This window comes from Pseudomonas sp. FYR_7, assembly GCF_043106155.1.
GTDB lineage: Bacteria > Pseudomonadota > Gammaproteobacteria > Pseudomonadales > Pseudomonadaceae > Aquipseudomonas > Aquipseudomonas parafulva_B.
On the sequence record NZ_JBICMI010000055.1, the window covers coordinates 1 to 15489 of the forward strand.

The window sequence follows — 15489 nt, forward strand, 5'->3', positions numbered from 1 at the left end:
GGCATCCATGCCTGTCACCTCCCTCCGCAAGACCTGCGTTCGGCCTTCTGAAGTCGCGAAGATCAAAAGCAAGATCAAGATCAAGATCAACAGCAACAGCAACAGCAACAGCAACAGCAACAGCAACAGCAACAGCAGAAAGTTGACTATTTATGGTCAGGAGTTGATACATGGCGTACGAGCAGAGTTCAGAGTTTGCCCGCGTTGCCGCAGGCTCACGTCCACGGCTCAAACGCTCCGGATTAACAGGCTATCGCCTCACACTCCCTGCGAAAGCACCCGATCAATACAGTCCACAAAATAATCCACACTTGCCCGCGTGGTGCACATCGGCGGTTTGATCTTCAGGATGTTCAGGTAATCGCCCGTCGGCTGCATGAAAATCCCCAGCTCGCGCAGACGGTTACACAGCACCATGGTTTCCTCGGTCGCAGGTTCCAGCGTATCCCGGTCGCGCACCAGTTCCAGCCCCAGATAAAAGCCCGAACCATGCGCCGCACCCGCCAAGGGATGCTTGTCGACCAGCGCTTGAAGGCGGGCCTTGAAATAGCGCCCCGTCTCGCGGGCGTTGTCCCACAGGCCCTCCTGCTGCAACACATCCAGTACCGCCATGCCAATGCGGCAACTGACCGGGCTACCGCCGGCAGAGGAAAAGAAGTAACCCTCAGCCTCCAGCGCCTCGGCGATTTCGCGACGCGTGATTACCACCCCCAGCGGCTGGCCATTGCCCATGCCCTTGGCCATGGTGATGATATCCGGCACCACGCCTTGCTCCTCGAAACCCCAGAAATGTTCCCCTAGACGGCCATAGCCCACCTGCACTTCGTCGGCGATGCATACCCCGCCGCGTGCGCGCACCTTGGCATAGGCCGCTTGCAGGTAGCCCGGCGGCAAGGCAATGCCGCCGGCATTGCCATACACAGGTTCGCAGATGATTCCAGCCAGCTGGCGCCTGCTCGCATCGAGTTCGGCCAGCCGGTTATCGACGTCGCGCAGGTAGTCAGCGGCGCTGTCCGGGCCTCGGAAACGGCCGCGGAACGTGTTTGGGGCTTCGACCGGGTGCACCCAGGCGGGGCGGGTTTCCAGGGCCTGCGGGTTGTCGGCAATGGACGTGGAGATCGCATCGGTCGCCACCGACCAGCCATGGTAGGCCTCCAGTACGCTGAGCATGTCGCGTCCACCGCTGTAGGCCCATGCCAGGCGGATTGCCAGGTCATTGGCTTCAGTACCGCTGTTGACCATGAAAACGCGGTCGAATCCGTCGGGCGCCAGGGCCAGCAGGCGTTCGGAGAATTCGGTGACGGCGGCGTAGTGAAAGCGCGAATTGGTGTTGAGCAGCGACCATTGCCGTGCCGACTCGGCCGCCATGCGCGGATGACCATGCCCGAGTACGGCCACGTTGTTGAGCATGTCTAGGTAAGAGCGACCTTGCAGATCGATCAGGTAGTTGCGCCAGCCGCGCTCGATCTGGGGTGGGTCTAGGTAATAATGCTTCTGCGACCGGGCAAAACTGGCCTCGCGTCGAGCCAGTAATGCGTGAGGGTCTGGCAGGGCGTCTGCGTTGCAGTCCAACCTCAGTAAGCCCGCAGGGGAAGGGCACAGGGCCAGCCATGCTGGCGCGCGGGAGGGCGCGGCGAAGAACGGCGGTTCGAGGCTGCTGTCCAGGCATAGCTGGACGCTGAGCCTCTCCCCGCTGTTGCCCAAGGCATCGCCCTTTCGCAACCATTGCCCATCGGCGGGGGCCTGTGCCAAACCAGTGAGCCACAGGTCCCATGAGGAGCTGCGCAAGTACCCGCTCTGTTCATCTACAGACCGCCACGTGCCGTCCTGCGGCGCCTGCACGGCCGTGCCAGGCTCCAGTTTCAGCTCCACCCCCAATGCGCAGGTTGCCGGTTCTTCGCTACGATCGATGTGTGTCTGGGACAAGCGATACTGCCCATGCAACGTGCACGCTGGCGCTGACTGGGCTGCCAGCAGGCGCTGGTCGAAACCTGGCACCTCCCAATTGCCGGCATCGCAGTGCACGCTCAGCACCCCCAAATCGAGGCGGGCGACCGGGTGGCCAGCCACGGTAGGTAGCAGCGGTGCGCAATCAACGAAGCAGGGGGCCGAAGGCGCCGAACCAGCTGCCTGTAAAATGGCGACTTCCATCAGTGCCAACGGTGCGGCCTGCGCAGTCTCGAAAATCTGCCATTCATGGGCGGCGTTATCGCGAATGTACTGGTTACCGGGGTCGATGGCCTGCTGTTGAGCACTGCTGAGCACCAACACGATTGCACGGTTGACCACCAAGGGCCACAACGCGCGTAGTTCTGCCTCGGTCAGCGGATTGACCGCCTGATAGGCACTGACGGCGGCAAGCACTCTGAAAGGGTCACCGTCGGCATGATGCAGCAGCGCTGCGCAGGTCACCGACAGATCGGCAACGCGCCAGGTGCGAACCAGGTCGCCGAAATCGATGAGCCCCTGCAGTTGCCACTGGCGCTGCGCATCTTGAGCCCAGACGGTGTTGTCATCGGTGATGTCCAGGTGCACGGCCTGGATGGGCAACTGCTTCATCAGAGGGGAAAGGCGGATGGCAGCGGCTCGTGCTGCCTCGCTCAGCCGTCCGCGTAGCCTTGGGTCTTCCACCTGTGCCAGCAGGCGGTCAATCAATGCCGGGGCGTGCCTGGGGTCCCATTGCAGCGTGCGTGCCAGACCTTCGTGGTCGAAATCTGCAAGGGCCCTGTCGACCTGCGCGCAAAGGGTGCCCATCGCCTGAATCACAGGGGCTGGAAGCCACCCGCATCGGGTCAAGGGCTGTCCTTGCAAGTATTCCAAAACCCGGATCCTCAGCGCTTGCCCTTCGATATCCAGTGTCAGCAGGGTGTTGCCAGTCTTTGCGGCAACCACCGAAGGCACTGGCAAGCCCTGGTCACGCAGCACACCCAGCGCAGCATGCTGAGCGTGCAGCTCGGGCTCGGCGTAGCTGGCGTGGCACGCCTTGAGCACGAACTTGCCCTGGCCAGTATCCATAAGCACATTCAGATCCTGTTGACTGCCAAGCGGCTGTAGTTCGCCGCAGAGGCCGTAATGCTCCGAGAGCAGTTCACGTGCCTGGGAGAGTGCTAGGCAGGGCGCTGGCAGGCTCACACGTTCTGTGATCTGGCGAAGGACGGTGGCGGCATCATGAAGACGTGTAGGCATGGGTCGTACCGGGTCATAAGGAGACTGACGTCATTTATGCGCGTTCTGGGCGATGAAGAAAGACGATTGTCTTCAGTTTTTTTGAAAACCCTCCACGCGGCAGCGCGGAGCAAAGGCCCTTGTATTGAACCTGTACACAGGTGATTACTTGTACAGAAAAAGTGATAGCTGGATGATGGCGTCCTTCCCCGCGCCTTCGTCCCGTTCAATCACATTTATTAAGCCTGTCTATAGGAACGACCGCCGTATCTTCGAGTCGAAACGGCATCAGGGACGTGATGGACAGACCCCAGGCATCCTTTGGACCGCGCTGTGGGCCTGTACAAGTATTGACTGATCTGTCACACGTAAGCAGTGACAGTACGCTGGTGCTGACGCACCCCACCCTCAGGTGACCCCATGTTCAATCGGCAACTCAAAGCTACCTTGGCCGCCCGCGAAACCGAACTGGCTACGCTTCGTCAGCGCCTGGACGTTTTGGAAAACGGCGCATTTTTGCGCCTTGATGCACAACGTCGCGCTCTCGAATGCAGCCCGGCGTTCGCCACTGCCTTGGGCGTTTCGCCCGAAGCGGTGGTAGGGCAGCCACTCGGGAACTGGCTGGCGGCGCCGGCGCAAGAAAGCCAGGCGCTGTTGGAGGCCCTGTTGCGCTCCAGCGCCATCATCCAGTTCGACCTTGAGGGCAAAGTGCTGGCCGCCAACCCCAACTTCCTGACGGCGTTGGGTTACCGCCTGGACGACGTGGTGGGGCAGCATCACCGCATGTTCTGCAGCCCTGATGAGGTCAAGGGCGAGGCATACAGCAACTTTTGGCGCACCCTCAACGCAGGTCGCTATGTGACCGGGCGTTTCAAGCGCCTGGACCGCCACGGGCATGAGGTCTGGCTCGAGGCCAGCTACAACCCGGTCAGCGATGCCAGCGGCAAGCTGGTGAGGGTAGTCAAGTTCGCTTCCTTGGTGACCGACCAGGTGCAGCGTGAAGAGGCCGTCAAGCAAGCGGCGCAGGTGGCGCTGGAGGTGTCGCTGCAAACCGATGGCAGCGCCAGCGAAGGGGTCGTGGTCATGCAGGAAGTGGGGCAGTCCATGCAGGGGGGCGCGCGTCAACTGCAGTCGGCCGGTGACACCATCAGCGCGCTCGGCCAGCAATCGACGGTGATCAGTGCCATCGTCCAGACCATTGGCGCCATTGCATCGCAAACCAACTTGTTGGCGCTCAACGCAGCCATCGAGGCGGCGCGGGCGGGTGATCAGGGGCGTGGCTTCGCCGTGGTGGCAGACGAGGTGCGCAAACTGGCCGGTCGTACCAGCGCGGCCACGGCGGAAATCGATGCGGTGGTGGCACGTAACCAAGCGTTGGTGACCCAGGCCGTGGGCGAAGTGCAAAGCAGCCGTGCCGAAGCGGCCAATGGCCTGCAGCTGGCTGACCATGCAGGGCATGTAATCAGCAGTATCCAGGAAGGTGCCAAGCGCGTGGTCGGCGCTGTCGAGCGGGTCAGCAAGGACCTGCGTTAGCGTCCTGCAGGTCAGGGCGCAGTGTGAAACGCCCGCCGCCGCCTGACAGCGTGTCAAACCGACGCGCCCTGTAGAAGAGCGCGTCGGGCCGGGACACGGTTAACGCGCCGTGGGCGTTAACGGGCTTCAGGCTGCAAGAACGCGGCCTCCAGCAGTTGCTGGGTGTAGGGGTGTTGCGGGGCCTGAAATATGGTTTGAGCATCCCCTTGCTCGACCACATGGCCTTGCTTGATCACCATCAGCTGATGGCTCAAAGCCTTGACCACTGCCAGGTCGTGACTGATGAACAGGTAGGTGAGGTTGTATTTCTGCTGCAGGTTGCGCAGCAGCTCAACCACCTGGCGCTGTACCGTCCGGTCCAGCGCGGAGGTGGGCTCGTCCAGCAGGATCAGCGCCGGCTTGAGCACCAGGGCTCTGGCGATCGCGATGCGCTGGCGCTGGCCGCCTGAGAACTCATGGGGGTAGCGATGGCGCGTCTGCGGGTCGAGTCCGACCTCCTGCAGCGCTGCGATGATGGCGGCTTCCTGTTCCTGGGCGGTCCCGATACGGTGGATGCGCAGGCCTTCACCCACAATCTCGGCCACGCTCATGCGCGGGCTGAGGCTGCCGAACGGGTCCTGGAATACCACCTGCATTTCCCGCCGCAGGGGGCGTACGGCTTGCTGGTTCAGCCCTTGCAGTTCTTTCCCGTGGAAGCGGATGCCACCTTGGCTCCCGATCAAGCGCAGAATCGCCAGGCCCAGGGTCGACTTGCCTGAGCCCGACTCGCCCACGATGCCCAGGGTCTGCCCCTGGGGCAGGCTGAAATTGATACCGTCCACGGCTTTGACGTGGTCGACGGTGCGGCGCAGCAAGCCTTTCTTGATCGGAAACCACACCCTCAGGTCATCCACTGCCAGCAGTGGCGAGCCGGGGGTGTTGTGCGCCGGCAAACCGCTGGGTTCGGCGTTGATCAGCATCTGTGTATACGGGTGCTGTGGGGCATCGAATAGCGTGGCGCAGTCGGCTTGTTCGACGATCTGCCCCTGCTGCATCACGCACACCCGGTGCGCGATTCGCCGTACCAGGTTCAGGTCATGGCTGATCAACAACAAGGCCATGCCCAGGCGCGCCTGCAGCGCCTTGAGCAGGTCAAGCACCTTGAGTTGCACGGTCACGTCCAGCGCGGTGGTCGGTTCGTCTGCAATCAACAATTCTGGCTCGTTGGCCAACGCCATGGCGATCATCACACGTTGACGTTGCCCGCCCGAGAGTTCATGGGGTAGGGCCTTGAGGCGCTTGCGCGGCTCTGGGATGCCGACCATCTCCAGTAACTCAAGGGTGCGAGCGGTGGCCTGCTTGCCGGTCAGCCCCTTGTGGATGAGCAGAATTTCGTTGATCTGCTTTTCGATGCAGTGCAGCGGGTTGAGCGAGGTCATCGGCTCCTGGAAGATCATCGCGATACAGTCGCCACGAATGCGCTGCATGCTCTTTTCGTTCTGCTGCAGCAAATCCTTGCCTTGATAGCGGATCGTGCCACCAGGATGGCGAGCCAGGTGGTAGGGCAGCAAACGCAGGATAGAGTGGGCAGTCACTGACTTGCCCGAACCGCTTTCTCCGACCAGCGCCAGCGTTTCACCTTTGCGGATGTCGAAGCTGATGCCGTCGACCACCCGGTTGGTGTGCTCGCCGGTCACGAACTCGACGGCAAGGTCACGCACTTCGATCAGGTTTTCTTCGCTCATGTCACTTCCTCGGGTCGAAGGCGTCGCGGGCGGACTCGCCGATGAATACCAGCAGGCTCAGCATCACGGCCAGCACGGCAAATGCGCTGATGCCCAGCCACGGCGCCTGCAGGTTGGACTTGCCCTGCGCAACCAATTCGCCAAGCGACGGAGCGCCCGGAGGCAGGCCGAAGCCGAGAAAGTCCAACGCGGTCAGCGTGCCGATCGCGCCGGTGAGAATGAACGGCATGAACGTCATGGTCGAGATCATGGCATTGGGCAGGATATGCCGGTACATGATCGCGCCGTTGCGCATGCCCAGGGCGCGCGCGGCGCGGACGTACTCCAGGTTGCGTCCGCGCAGGAATTCGGCGCGGACCACGTCCACCAGGCTCATCCAGGAAAACAGCAGCATGATGCCCAACAACCACCAGAAATTGGGCTGCACGAAGCTGGCCAGGATGATCAGCAGGTAGAGCACTGGCAAGCCGGACCAGATTTCCAGGAAGCGTTGCCCAGCCAGGTCCACCCAGCCACCATAGAACCCCTGCAAGGCACCGGCGATCACGCCGATGATGGAGCTGAGCACGGTCAGGGTCAGGGCGAACAGTACCGAAATGCGGAACCCGTAGATCACCCGTGCCAACACGTCGCGCCCTTGATCATCGGTGCCCAGCCAGTTGTCAGCTGAGGGGGGAGCGGGGGCGGGCACGCGCAGGTCGTAGTTGATGCTCTGGTAGCTGAACGGTATGGGTGCCCACATCACGAAGCTGTCCTTCTTGGCCAGCAGGTCACGCACGTAGGGGCTCTTGTAGTTGGCTTCCAGCGGGAACTCACCGCCAAACGTGGTTTCCGGGTAACGCTTGAAGGCAGGGAAGTACCACTGGCCGTCGTACTGCACGGCAATGGGCTTGTCGTTGGCGATAAGCTCGGCGCCCAGGCTCAGCCCGAACAGGATCAGGAACAGCCACAGCGACCACCAGCCACGGCGGTTGGCCTTGAAACGCTCGAAGCGACGACGGTTCAGGGGGGACAAGGCCATGTCAGTGCTCCCGGCTGGCAAAGTCGATGCGTGGATCGACCAAGGTGTAGGTCAGGTCGCCGATCAGTTTCACCACCAGCCCCAGGAGGGTGAAGATGAACAGGGTGCCGAAGACCACCGGGTAATCGCGGTTGATGGCCGCTTCGAAACTCATCAGGCCCAGCCCGTCGAGGCTGAAGATCACCTCGATCAGCAGCGAGCCTGTGAAGAAGATGCCGATGAACGCCGAAGGAAAGCCTGCGATCACCAACAACATGGCATTACGGAACACGTGGCCGTACAGCACCCGTGACCGGCTCAGGCCCTTGGCCTTGGCGGTGACCACGTACTGCTTGTTGATCTCGTCGAGAAAGCTGTTCTTGGTCAGCAGCGTCATGGTGGCGAAGTTGCCAATCACCAGGGCCGTGATCGGCAAAACCAGGTGCCAGAAATAATCGAGGACCTTGCCCGTGGTGCTCAGCTCATCGAAGTTGTTGGAGGTCAGGCCGCGCAGTGGGAACCAGTCGAAGTAGCTGCCGCCGGCGAACAGCACGATCAGCAGGATCGCGAACAGGAACGCCGGGATGGCATAGCCCACGATGATCGCCGAACTGGTCCACACATCGAAGTGACTGCCGTGTCTGACCGCCTTGGCGATCCCCAGGGGGATCGAGATCAGGTACATGATCAGCGTGCTCCAGAGCCCCAGCGAGATCGATACCGGCATCTTCTCCAGGATCAGGTCGATGACCTTGGCGTCACGGAAGAAGCTGTCGCCAAAATCCAGCCGGGCATAGTTCTTGATCATGATCCACAGGCGTTCGGGCGGCGATTTGTCGAAGCCGTACATGCGCTCGATCTCCGCCACCAGCGCAGGGTCCAGGCCTTGGGCACCCCGGTAGTTGGAGCCGGCCACCGACACCTCGGCGCCCCCACCTGCGATTCGGCTGGTGGCGCCTTCGAACCCTTCGAGCTTGGCGATCATCTGCTCTACGGGCCCGCCAGGAGCGGCCTGGACGATGATGAAGTTGATGATCAGGATGCCGAACAATGTGGGGATGATCAGCAGCAGTCGCCGCAGGATATAGGCCAGCATGTCAGTTGGCCTCGCCGGCAGTGGCCTGGCTTGCCTTGGGCGATGTGCCGGGCTTGATCCACCAGGTGTCGATGCCAATGTCGTACTTGGGCGAAACCTTGGGGTGACCGATGTGGTTCCAATAGGCCACGCGCCAGGTCTTGATGTGCCAGTTCGGAATCACGTAGTAGCCCCACAGCAATACCCGGTCCAGGGCGCGGCAGTGGTCGATCAGGCTCTGGCGCGACTCGGCGTTGATCAGGCCATCGACCAGTTGGTCGATGGCAGGGTCACGCAGGCCGATGAAATTGCGGCTGCCGGGGTTGTCGGCGGCCGCGCTGGACCAGAATTCCCGTTGCTCGTTGCCAGGGGAGTTGGACTGGGGGTAGCCGCCGACAATCATGTCGTAGTCGCGCGAGCGCAGGCGGGTGATGTACTGAGACACATCAACCCGGCGGATGTTGAGCTCGATACCCAGGTCCGCGAGGTTGCGCTTGAAGGGCAGCAAAACCCGCTCAAACTCGGTCTGGGCAAGCAGAAACTCGATGCTGACCGGCTGGCCGTTGGTGTCGACCATCTTGTCGTCGACGATTTTCCAGCCCGCTTCCTGCAGCAACTTGTAGGCTTGGCGCTGCTGCTCCCGGATCATGCCGCTGCCGTCGCTGACCGGGTTATGGAAGGCCTGGGTGAAGACCTGCTCAGGCACCTGGCTGCGCACCGGCTCGAGGATTTTGAGCTCGCCAGGGCCGGGCAGGCCACGGGCCGCCATCTCTGAATTCTCGAAGTAACTGCCGGTGCGCGTATAGGCGCCGTTGAACAGCTGCTTGTTGGTCCATTCGTAGTCCAGCAGCAGGCTCAGCGCCTTGCGCACGCGTATATCCTGGAAGACCGGCCGGCGGATGTTGAAGATGAAGCCCTGCATGCCGGTGGGGTTGCCATTGGGCAGCTCCTCCTTGATCAGGCGGCCATCGCGCACGGCCGGCACGTTGTAGGCTGTGGCCCAGTTCTTGGCGCTGACCTCCAGCGAATAGTCGAAGGCGCCGGCCTTCAGTGCCTCCAGCGCAACCGTAGTGTCGCGGTAGGAATCGAAGGTCATGGCGTCGAAATTGTAGAAACCACGGTTGATGGGCAAGTCCTTGGCCCAATAGTCCTTGACCCGCTCATAGCGCACCGAGCGCCCGGCCTTGACCTCGGCCACCTTGTAGGGCCCGCTGCCCAGCGGAATTTCCAGGTTGCCGCGGTTGAAGTCGCGCTGCGCGTACCAATGCTTGGGCAGCACGGGCAACTGGCCGAGAATCAGCGGCAGTTCACGGTTGCCCTTGTGCTTGAACTTGAACACGACCTTGAGCGGGTCTTCGGCGACCACCTCGGCCACGTCCGCGTAGTACTGGCGGTACAGAGGGGCACCGTCCTTCATCAGCGCATTGAAGGTGAACACCACGTCTTCGGCGCGCATGGGATGGCCATCGTGGAACCGCGCCTCGGGGCGCAGGTAGAAGCGCACCCAGCTGTTGTCAGGCGCCTTCTCGATCTGTCGAGCGACCAGACCATATTCGGTGAAAGGCTCGTCCAGGCTCTGGCGCATCAAGGTGTCGTAGATGATGCTGATGTTTTCGGCCGATACCCCCTTGTTGATGAAGGGGTTGAGGCTGTCGAACCCACCAAAGCTGGACTGTCGGAAGGTGCCACCCTTTGGGGCGTCCGGGTTTACGTAATCGAAGTGCTTGAAATCCGCTGGGTATTTGGGCGGCTCGTCGTACAGGGTGAGTGCGTGCTGCGGCGCTGCCAGCGCGGGAAGGCTCAGGCAGGCCAGCAACAGGCTGCCGGCCAGCCGGCGCAAGGAATGCGTGGGCGTCATTGGGCTTTCTCCGAAGTCTTGATCCACCAGCTGTTCAGCCCGAGGGTATAGGGCGGCGTGGTGACGAAGCCGAACCGATTGCGGTAGGCCAGGCGGTGGTTGTCGAGGTACCAGTTGGGAATCATGTAGTGCTGCCATGACAGCACGCGGTCCAGCGCTCGCGCGGCTGCGACCTGGTCATCACGGGTGCGCGCCGCCAGCAAGGTGTCGAGCAGATGATCGACCACAGGGTCGTCAACCCCGGCGTAGTTCTTGCTACCTTTGGTGGCCGCCTGGCTTGAATGGAAGTACAGCCACTGCTCGAGGCCCGGGCTCAGGGTCTGGTTCAGGGTCATCAGAATCATGTCGAAGTCGAACTGGTCCAGTCGCTGTTTGTACTGGGCGCGGTCCACAGTTCGCAAGCGCGCGTCTACACCGATGCTGGAGAGGTTTTCGACATACGGTTGCAGGATGCGTTCCAGGTTGGGGTTTACCAGCAGCACTTCCATGCGCAGCGGTTGGCCCTTGCTGTCGACCAGGCGCTGGCCCTTGAGCGTCCACCCGGCCTCCGCCAGCAAGGCCAGGGCCTTGCGCAACGTCTGCCGGTCGATCCCGCGCCCGTCCGTGCGGCTGACCTGGTAGGGTTCGGTGAACAGCTTGGCCGGAAGCTGGTCGCGAAACGGGGCCAGCAACAGCCATTCCTTGCCCTGGGGCAGGCCAGCGGCTGCGAATTCGCTGTTGGGGTAATAACTGGTCGAACGGCGGTAGGCGCTGCTGAACAGCGCACGGTTGGTCCACTCGAAATCGAACATCAGGCCCAGCGCCTGGCGCACCCGCGGATCGCTGAAGGTGGCCCGACGGCTGTTCATGAACAGGCCTTGGGTCTGGGTCGGGATGCGGTGGGGGATCTGCGCCTTGATCACCTCGCCGCGCCGCACGGCGGGGAAGGTGTAGCCGTTGGCCCAGTTCTTGGCTTGATGCTCGATGTAGATGTCGAACTCGCCTGCCTTGAAGGCTTCGAAGGCAACGGTCGAGTCGCGGTAGAACTCGTACTCGACACGGTCGACGTTGTACTTGCCGCGATTGACTGCCAGGTCCTTGCCCCAGTAGTTTTTCACCCGCTCGAATACCAGGCGCCGGCCTGGCTGTACCTGGGTCACCCTGTAGGGCCCGCTGCCCAGCGGGGGCTCGAAGGTGGTGGCCTTGAAGTCGCGTGTGCGCCAGTAATGCAGGGGCAGAACGGGCATTTCCCCAAGGCGCAGGATGAGCAGCGGGTTGCCGGCACGCTTGAATACGAAGCGAATACGCAGCGGCCCGAGAATGTCCACCCGCTGCACTTCCTGCAGGTTGGTCCGGTAAAGCGGATGGCCTTCCTTGAGCAGTGTGCGGAAGGAGAAGGCCACGTCTGCCGACGTGATGGGCTTGCCATCGTGCCAGCGGGCTTGCGGGCGCAGATTGAACACCACCCAGCTGCGGTCCTGGCTGTATTCGACCGAGCGGGCGATCAGCCCATAACTGGAGGTCGGCTCATCGCCCGAGGGGTCGTACTGGCCGGTGCCCACCATGAGGGTTTCGTTGAGTTCGTTGACCCCATACTGTTGAAAGTTGGGCGTGCTCACCGGGCTCGTACCCTTGAAGGTATAAGGGTTGAGGGTATCGAACGTACCGAAGGCCATCGCCCGCAAGGTGCCACCTTTGGGGGCTTGCGGGTTGACCCAGTCGAAATGGGTGAACGAGGCCGGGTACTTGAGCGTGCCGAACTGCGCGTAACCGTGGCTTTCGCTCACGGTTGCGACGGCGGGAAAGCTCAAGGCCAGGCTGAGTGTAAGAAGGAGGGGACGTATCAAGTCGGCATCCGATCCAAAGGCATTGGGCTTTGATCGGGCTACAGTAACAGTTTGCACTGGCGCGGCAAGCGCCAAACGGCAAGAAAACACAGGTACGCGCACGTACGGGTGTCCCCTTGCCGCCAGGGGTCAGTGGCCGACGTAGACGGTCAGGGTCTGGCCTGGTTTCAGCGCATGGCCACTGCGCGGGTTCCAGCGCTTGAGGTGGGTCATCTCGACATTGAAGCGTTTGGCCACCAGATACAGCGAATCGCCCTTGCGCACCTTGTATTGAGTGGTGCGTTTTGCCGAACTGGCGACCCGGTTGGCGGCGCCACTGGAGGCGTTGCCGCCGCGCAGGGCTAGCACCTGGCCTGCGCGCAAGCTGCTGCCCGAAAGGCGGTTCCAGCGCTTGATGTCCGCAATGGAGACACGGTTGGCCTTGGCGATGGCCCCCAGGTTGTCACCACGCCTGACCTTGTAGCTGCGCGCGGCCACAGGCGCCTGGGCTTCGGCCACGGCGCGAGCGAAAGCTGCCTTGGGGGGCTGAAGGGTGACCAACTGCTCGGGGTTGAGGTTGGAGAGGCTGGCCGAGAGCAGCTGCGCCTTGGCCGTGGGTACCAGCAACTGCTTCGGGCCATCGACCGTCATGCGCTTTTTAAAAGCTGGGTTCAGCTGGATGAGTTCGTCTTCGTCGATGTCGGCGAAGGCAGCCACCCGCGTCAGGTCGAGCCGGTCGTTGATCGCGACGGCTTCGAAGTACGGTTCGTTGGCAATCGGTGTCAGGTTCACGCCGTAGGCTTCAGGCGTGGAAACTACCTGTGACAAGGCCAGCAGTTTCGGCACATAGTCACGGGTTTCCTGAGGCAGCGGCAGGTTCCAGTAGTCGGTGGGCAAGCCCAGCTTCTCGTTGCGCTCCATTGCCCGACTGACCGTGCCTTCCCCAGCGTTGTAGGCCGCCAGCGCCAGCAACCAGTCGCCGTTGAACATGTCGTGCAGGCGGGTCAGGTAGTCAAGCGCGGCGTTGGTCGAAGCGGTGACATCGCGGCGCCCGTCATAGAAGTTGGTCTGGCGCAGGTTGAAGTGCCGGCCGGTGGCTGGCATGAATTGCCACATGCCGGCTGCACTGGCGCGTGAGTAGGCCATAGGGTTGTAGGCGCTCTCGATCGCCGGCAGCAGGGCCAACTCCAGTGGCATGCCGCGCTCTTCGAGGCGTTCGACGATGTAGTGCAGGTAGAGGCTGCCGCGCTCGCCAGCACTTTCGATGAACGTCGGGTTGCTGGCAAACCACAGGCGCTGCTGATCGATGCGCGGGTTGACGTCGCGGTACTCTTGGAGCACGAACCCCTGGCGCATGCGTTCCCAGACATCTCGAGGCGCTTGCTCGACCGGCTTGACCAGCAACGGCGCGGGTCTTGGCTTGATTCGCGCTTGCTGGCTGTGCGCACGGACGCTATCGGCTTCGTCGAGCTGACGTGTGCTCTGGCAACCCACCAAGGTGGCGGCCAGCGCGAGCGCACTGACCTGGGCCAGGCGCGTCAGCGCGACGGAATGAGAGGTTCTGCGGCTTCGAGAAGACATCGGCGGGCACAGGTATCCGGGCAAAAAATTTCGGCGATTCTAGGAACCGCTCCGGACCGGGTCAACCTCTGACCGCCACTTGCGATATATCTTGGGGTTATCAGAAGCTATCTTTCCAAGACCTCAAGGCAGCAAAAACAGCGACATGCGAGGTGTTGGAATGTCCCTTCCATTCGTCTGCTTTTTGTTTAACAGATGTTTCAGCGGTGCGCAGGAAGGGGTTCGTCAGCCGTTCCAGGGCAATGGTGGTGGGCAACGTGATGCGGTCTTGCGCACGCAGACGGGAAACCGCTTCGAAACGCTTCAATACATCTTCATTGTCAGGTTCCACGGCCTTGGCGAAACGCAGGTTGCTCAAGGTGTATTCATGGGCGCAGTACACCAGGGTCTCGGCTGGCAGGGCTGCCAGGCGGGCCAGGGCCGGTTGCATCTGCTCGGCAGTGCCCTCGAACATGCGCCCGCACCCAGCTGCGAACAGGGTGTCGCCACTGAACAGTACAGGTGTAGCCGCGCCACCGTTGAAGAACGCAATATGCCCCAGCGTGTGGCCTGGCACGGCAAGCACGTCATACACCTCTCCCAGCACCGTGACCTGATCGCCATCGTCCAGTGCCACATCCCTGCACGGGATGCGCTCGTTGGCCGGGCCGTGTACGTGCGCGCCAGTCAACGCCTTGAGCCGCTCCACACCGCCCACATGGTCATTGTGGTGATGAGTGATGAGCATGTCGGTCAGCTGCCACCCCGGGTGAGCGGCGAGCCACCGTTCTACCGGGCCGGCATCGCCAGGGTCGACCACCGCGCAGTGGCGTTTGGCAGTATCCTGTAACAACCAGATGTAATTGTCCGAGAAAGCGGGCAACGCTTCGATCTGTATCATGGTGGGAATCCGATTCGCCTTGCTTGGCACATGAAGGCATCTTAGCCGCGATGGCGCGGTGGGAGAACCTTCCGAGGAATTGCACAATGACCGACCAAGCCTTCGCCCAGGCCGACCCGGACTGGGTCAAGCTGATCAGCCTGGCCCGTGAGTGGTTTCAGGGCCCGCTCGGCCAGTTGATGCTGCACGAAGAACAGAAGCTGCTGGAGGAAGAGCTGGGGCGCTTCTTCGGTGGCTACCTGGTGCACTACGGCCCCTGCGCCGATGCCCCGCCCAGTGCGCCGAAGGTCCAGCGCAACGTGCGCCTCGGCGCACCGCTGCCGGGGGTGGAGATCGTCTGCGAGGAACAAGCCTGGCCGTTGAGCGAGCACGCGGCCGATGTGGTGGTGTTGCAGCATGGGCTGGATTTCAGCCTCTCGCCCCATGGGCTGTTGCGTGAGGCCGCCAGCGCCGTGCGCCCCGGCGGCCACCTGCTGGTCGTCGGGATCAACCCGTGGAGCAGCTGGGGAGTGCGTCACCTGTTCAGCCGTGGCGCTTTGCGCAAGGCTCGCTGCATCTCGCCTTCGCGACTGGGTGACTGGCTCAATCTACTGGGCTTTGCCTTGGAGAAACGTCGCTTCGGGTGCTATCGTCCGCCGCTTGCTTCGCCTGCCTGGCAGCAGCGCCTGCAAGGGTGGGAACGCATGGCGGGCGGTTGGCAGAGCGCTGGCGGCGGTGTCTATGTGCTGGTGGCGCGCAAGATGGTCGTGGGCCTGCGGCCGCTGCGGCCCCAGCGTCGCGAGCCGATGGGCAAGTTACTGCCGTTGCCATTGGCCAAGGTCAACCGCACCTCGGCGACCCCCGATCCCGATAAGCAGTGAATACGAGT

The 15489-nt window shown here is 62.3% G+C and carries 9 protein-coding genes and 2 pseudogenes; 3 read left to right on the top strand and 8 right to left on the bottom strand.

Going from position 1 to position 15489, the window contains the following annotated elements; all coding sequences use genetic code 11:
• Nucleotides 1-258: 258 nt before the first annotated feature.
• On the bottom strand, nt 259-3186 hold the full coding sequence (locus tag ACF8R3_RS14395) for an aminotransferase (RefSeq protein WP_392515775.1): 2928 nt from the start codon (nt 3184-3186) through the stop codon (nt 259-261).
• A gap of 399 nt (nt 3187-3585) precedes the next feature.
• On the opposite strand from ACF8R3_RS14395, the pseudogene ACF8R3_RS14400 reads away from it, so the two are divergent.
• Together ACF8R3_RS14400 and ACF8R3_RS14405 are read left to right on the top strand one after the other, a co-directional pair.
• Nucleotides 3586-4161 (top strand): annotated as a pseudogene (locus tag ACF8R3_RS14400) (PAS domain S-box protein); the annotation flags it as partial.
• 165 nt (nt 4162-4326) lie between these two features.
• Nucleotides 4327-4698: pseudogene (locus ACF8R3_RS14405) on the top strand (methyl-accepting chemotaxis protein); the annotation flags it as partial.
• 116 nt (nt 4699-4814) lie between these two features.
• Here ACF8R3_RS14405 and ACF8R3_RS14410 read toward each other — a convergent pair.
• The 7 genes from ACF8R3_RS14410 to gloB all read right to left on the bottom strand — a co-directional run bounded on the left by ACF8R3_RS14410 (nt 4815) and on the right by gloB (nt 14621).
• Nucleotides 4815-6422: an ABC transporter ATP-binding protein gene (locus tag ACF8R3_RS14410; protein ID WP_392515776.1), complete on the bottom strand. Its 1608-nt coding sequence runs from the start codon at nt 6420-6422 to the stop codon at nt 4815-4817.
• 1 nt (nt 6423) lies between these two features.
• Nucleotides 6424-7443, bottom strand: coding sequence for an ABC transporter permease (locus ACF8R3_RS14415; protein ID WP_196127959.1), 1020 nt, complete (start codon nt 7441-7443; stop codon nt 6424-6426).
• 1 nt (nt 7444) lies between these two features.
• Nucleotides 7445-8518, bottom strand: a complete 1074-nt coding sequence (locus ACF8R3_RS14420; RefSeq protein ID WP_023534831.1) for a microcin C ABC transporter permease YejB — start codon at nt 8516-8518, stop codon at nt 7445-7447.
• 1 nt (nt 8519) lies between these two features.
• Complete coding sequence (locus tag ACF8R3_RS14425) at nt 8520-10355, bottom strand: extracellular solute-binding protein (RefSeq protein WP_392515777.1); 1836 nt, start codon at nt 10353-10355, stop codon at nt 8520-8522.
• Complete coding sequence (locus ACF8R3_RS14430) at nt 10352-12181, bottom strand: extracellular solute-binding protein (RefSeq protein WP_392515778.1); 1830 nt, start codon at nt 12179-12181, stop codon at nt 10352-10354. The genes ACF8R3_RS14425 and ACF8R3_RS14430 overlap by 4 nt, the downstream gene beginning before the upstream one ends.
• A gap of 129 nt (nt 12182-12310) precedes the next feature.
• On the bottom strand, nt 12311-13741 hold the full coding sequence (locus ACF8R3_RS14435; protein WP_392515779.1) for a transglycosylase SLT domain-containing protein: 1431 nt from the start codon (nt 13739-13741) through the stop codon (nt 12311-12313).
• A gap of 100 nt (nt 13742-13841) precedes the next feature.
• Nucleotides 13842-14621, bottom strand: a complete 780-nt coding sequence (gene gloB, locus ACF8R3_RS14440) for a hydroxyacylglutathione hydrolase (RefSeq protein WP_058639802.1) — start codon at nt 14619-14621, stop codon at nt 13842-13844.
• A gap of 86 nt (nt 14622-14707) precedes the next feature.
• On the opposite strand from gloB, the gene ACF8R3_RS14445 reads away from it, so the two are divergent.
• Complete coding sequence (locus tag ACF8R3_RS14445) at nt 14708-15481, top strand: class I SAM-dependent methyltransferase (protein ID WP_058639801.1); 774 nt, start codon at nt 14708-14710, stop codon at nt 15479-15481.
• Nucleotides 15482-15489: the final 8 nt, after the last annotated feature.

Bases quoted from the DNA above. Each gene is read 5' to 3' on its own strand.
- ACF8R3_RS14395 (WP_392515775.1), bottom strand. From the start codon at position 3,186: ATGCCTACACGTCTTCATGATGCCGCCACCGTCCTTCGCCAGATCACA.
- ACF8R3_RS14410 (WP_392515776.1), bottom strand. From the start codon at position 6,422: ATGAGCGAAGAAAACCTGATCGAAGTGCGTGACCTTGCCGTCGAGTTC.
- ACF8R3_RS14415 (WP_196127959.1), bottom strand. From the start codon at position 7,443: ATGGCCTTGTCCCCCCTGAACCGTCGTCGCTTCGAGCGTTTCAAGGCC.
- ACF8R3_RS14420 (WP_023534831.1), bottom strand. From the start codon at position 8,518: ATGCTGGCCTATATCCTGCGGCGACTGCTGCTGATCATCCCCACATTG.
- ACF8R3_RS14425 (WP_392515777.1), bottom strand. From the start codon at position 10,355: ATGACGCCCACGCATTCCTTGCGCCGGCTGGCCGGCAGCCTGTTGCTG.
- ACF8R3_RS14435 (WP_392515779.1), bottom strand. From the start codon at position 13,741: ATGTCTTCTCGAAGCCGCAGAACCTCTCATTCCGTCGCGCTGACGCGC.
- gloB (WP_058639802.1), bottom strand. From the start codon at position 14,621: ATGATACAGATCGAAGCGTTGCCCGCTTTCTCGGACAATTACATCTGG.
- ACF8R3_RS14445 (WP_058639801.1), top strand. From the start codon at position 14,708: ATGACCGACCAAGCCTTCGCCCAGGCCGACCCGGACTGGGTCAAGCTG.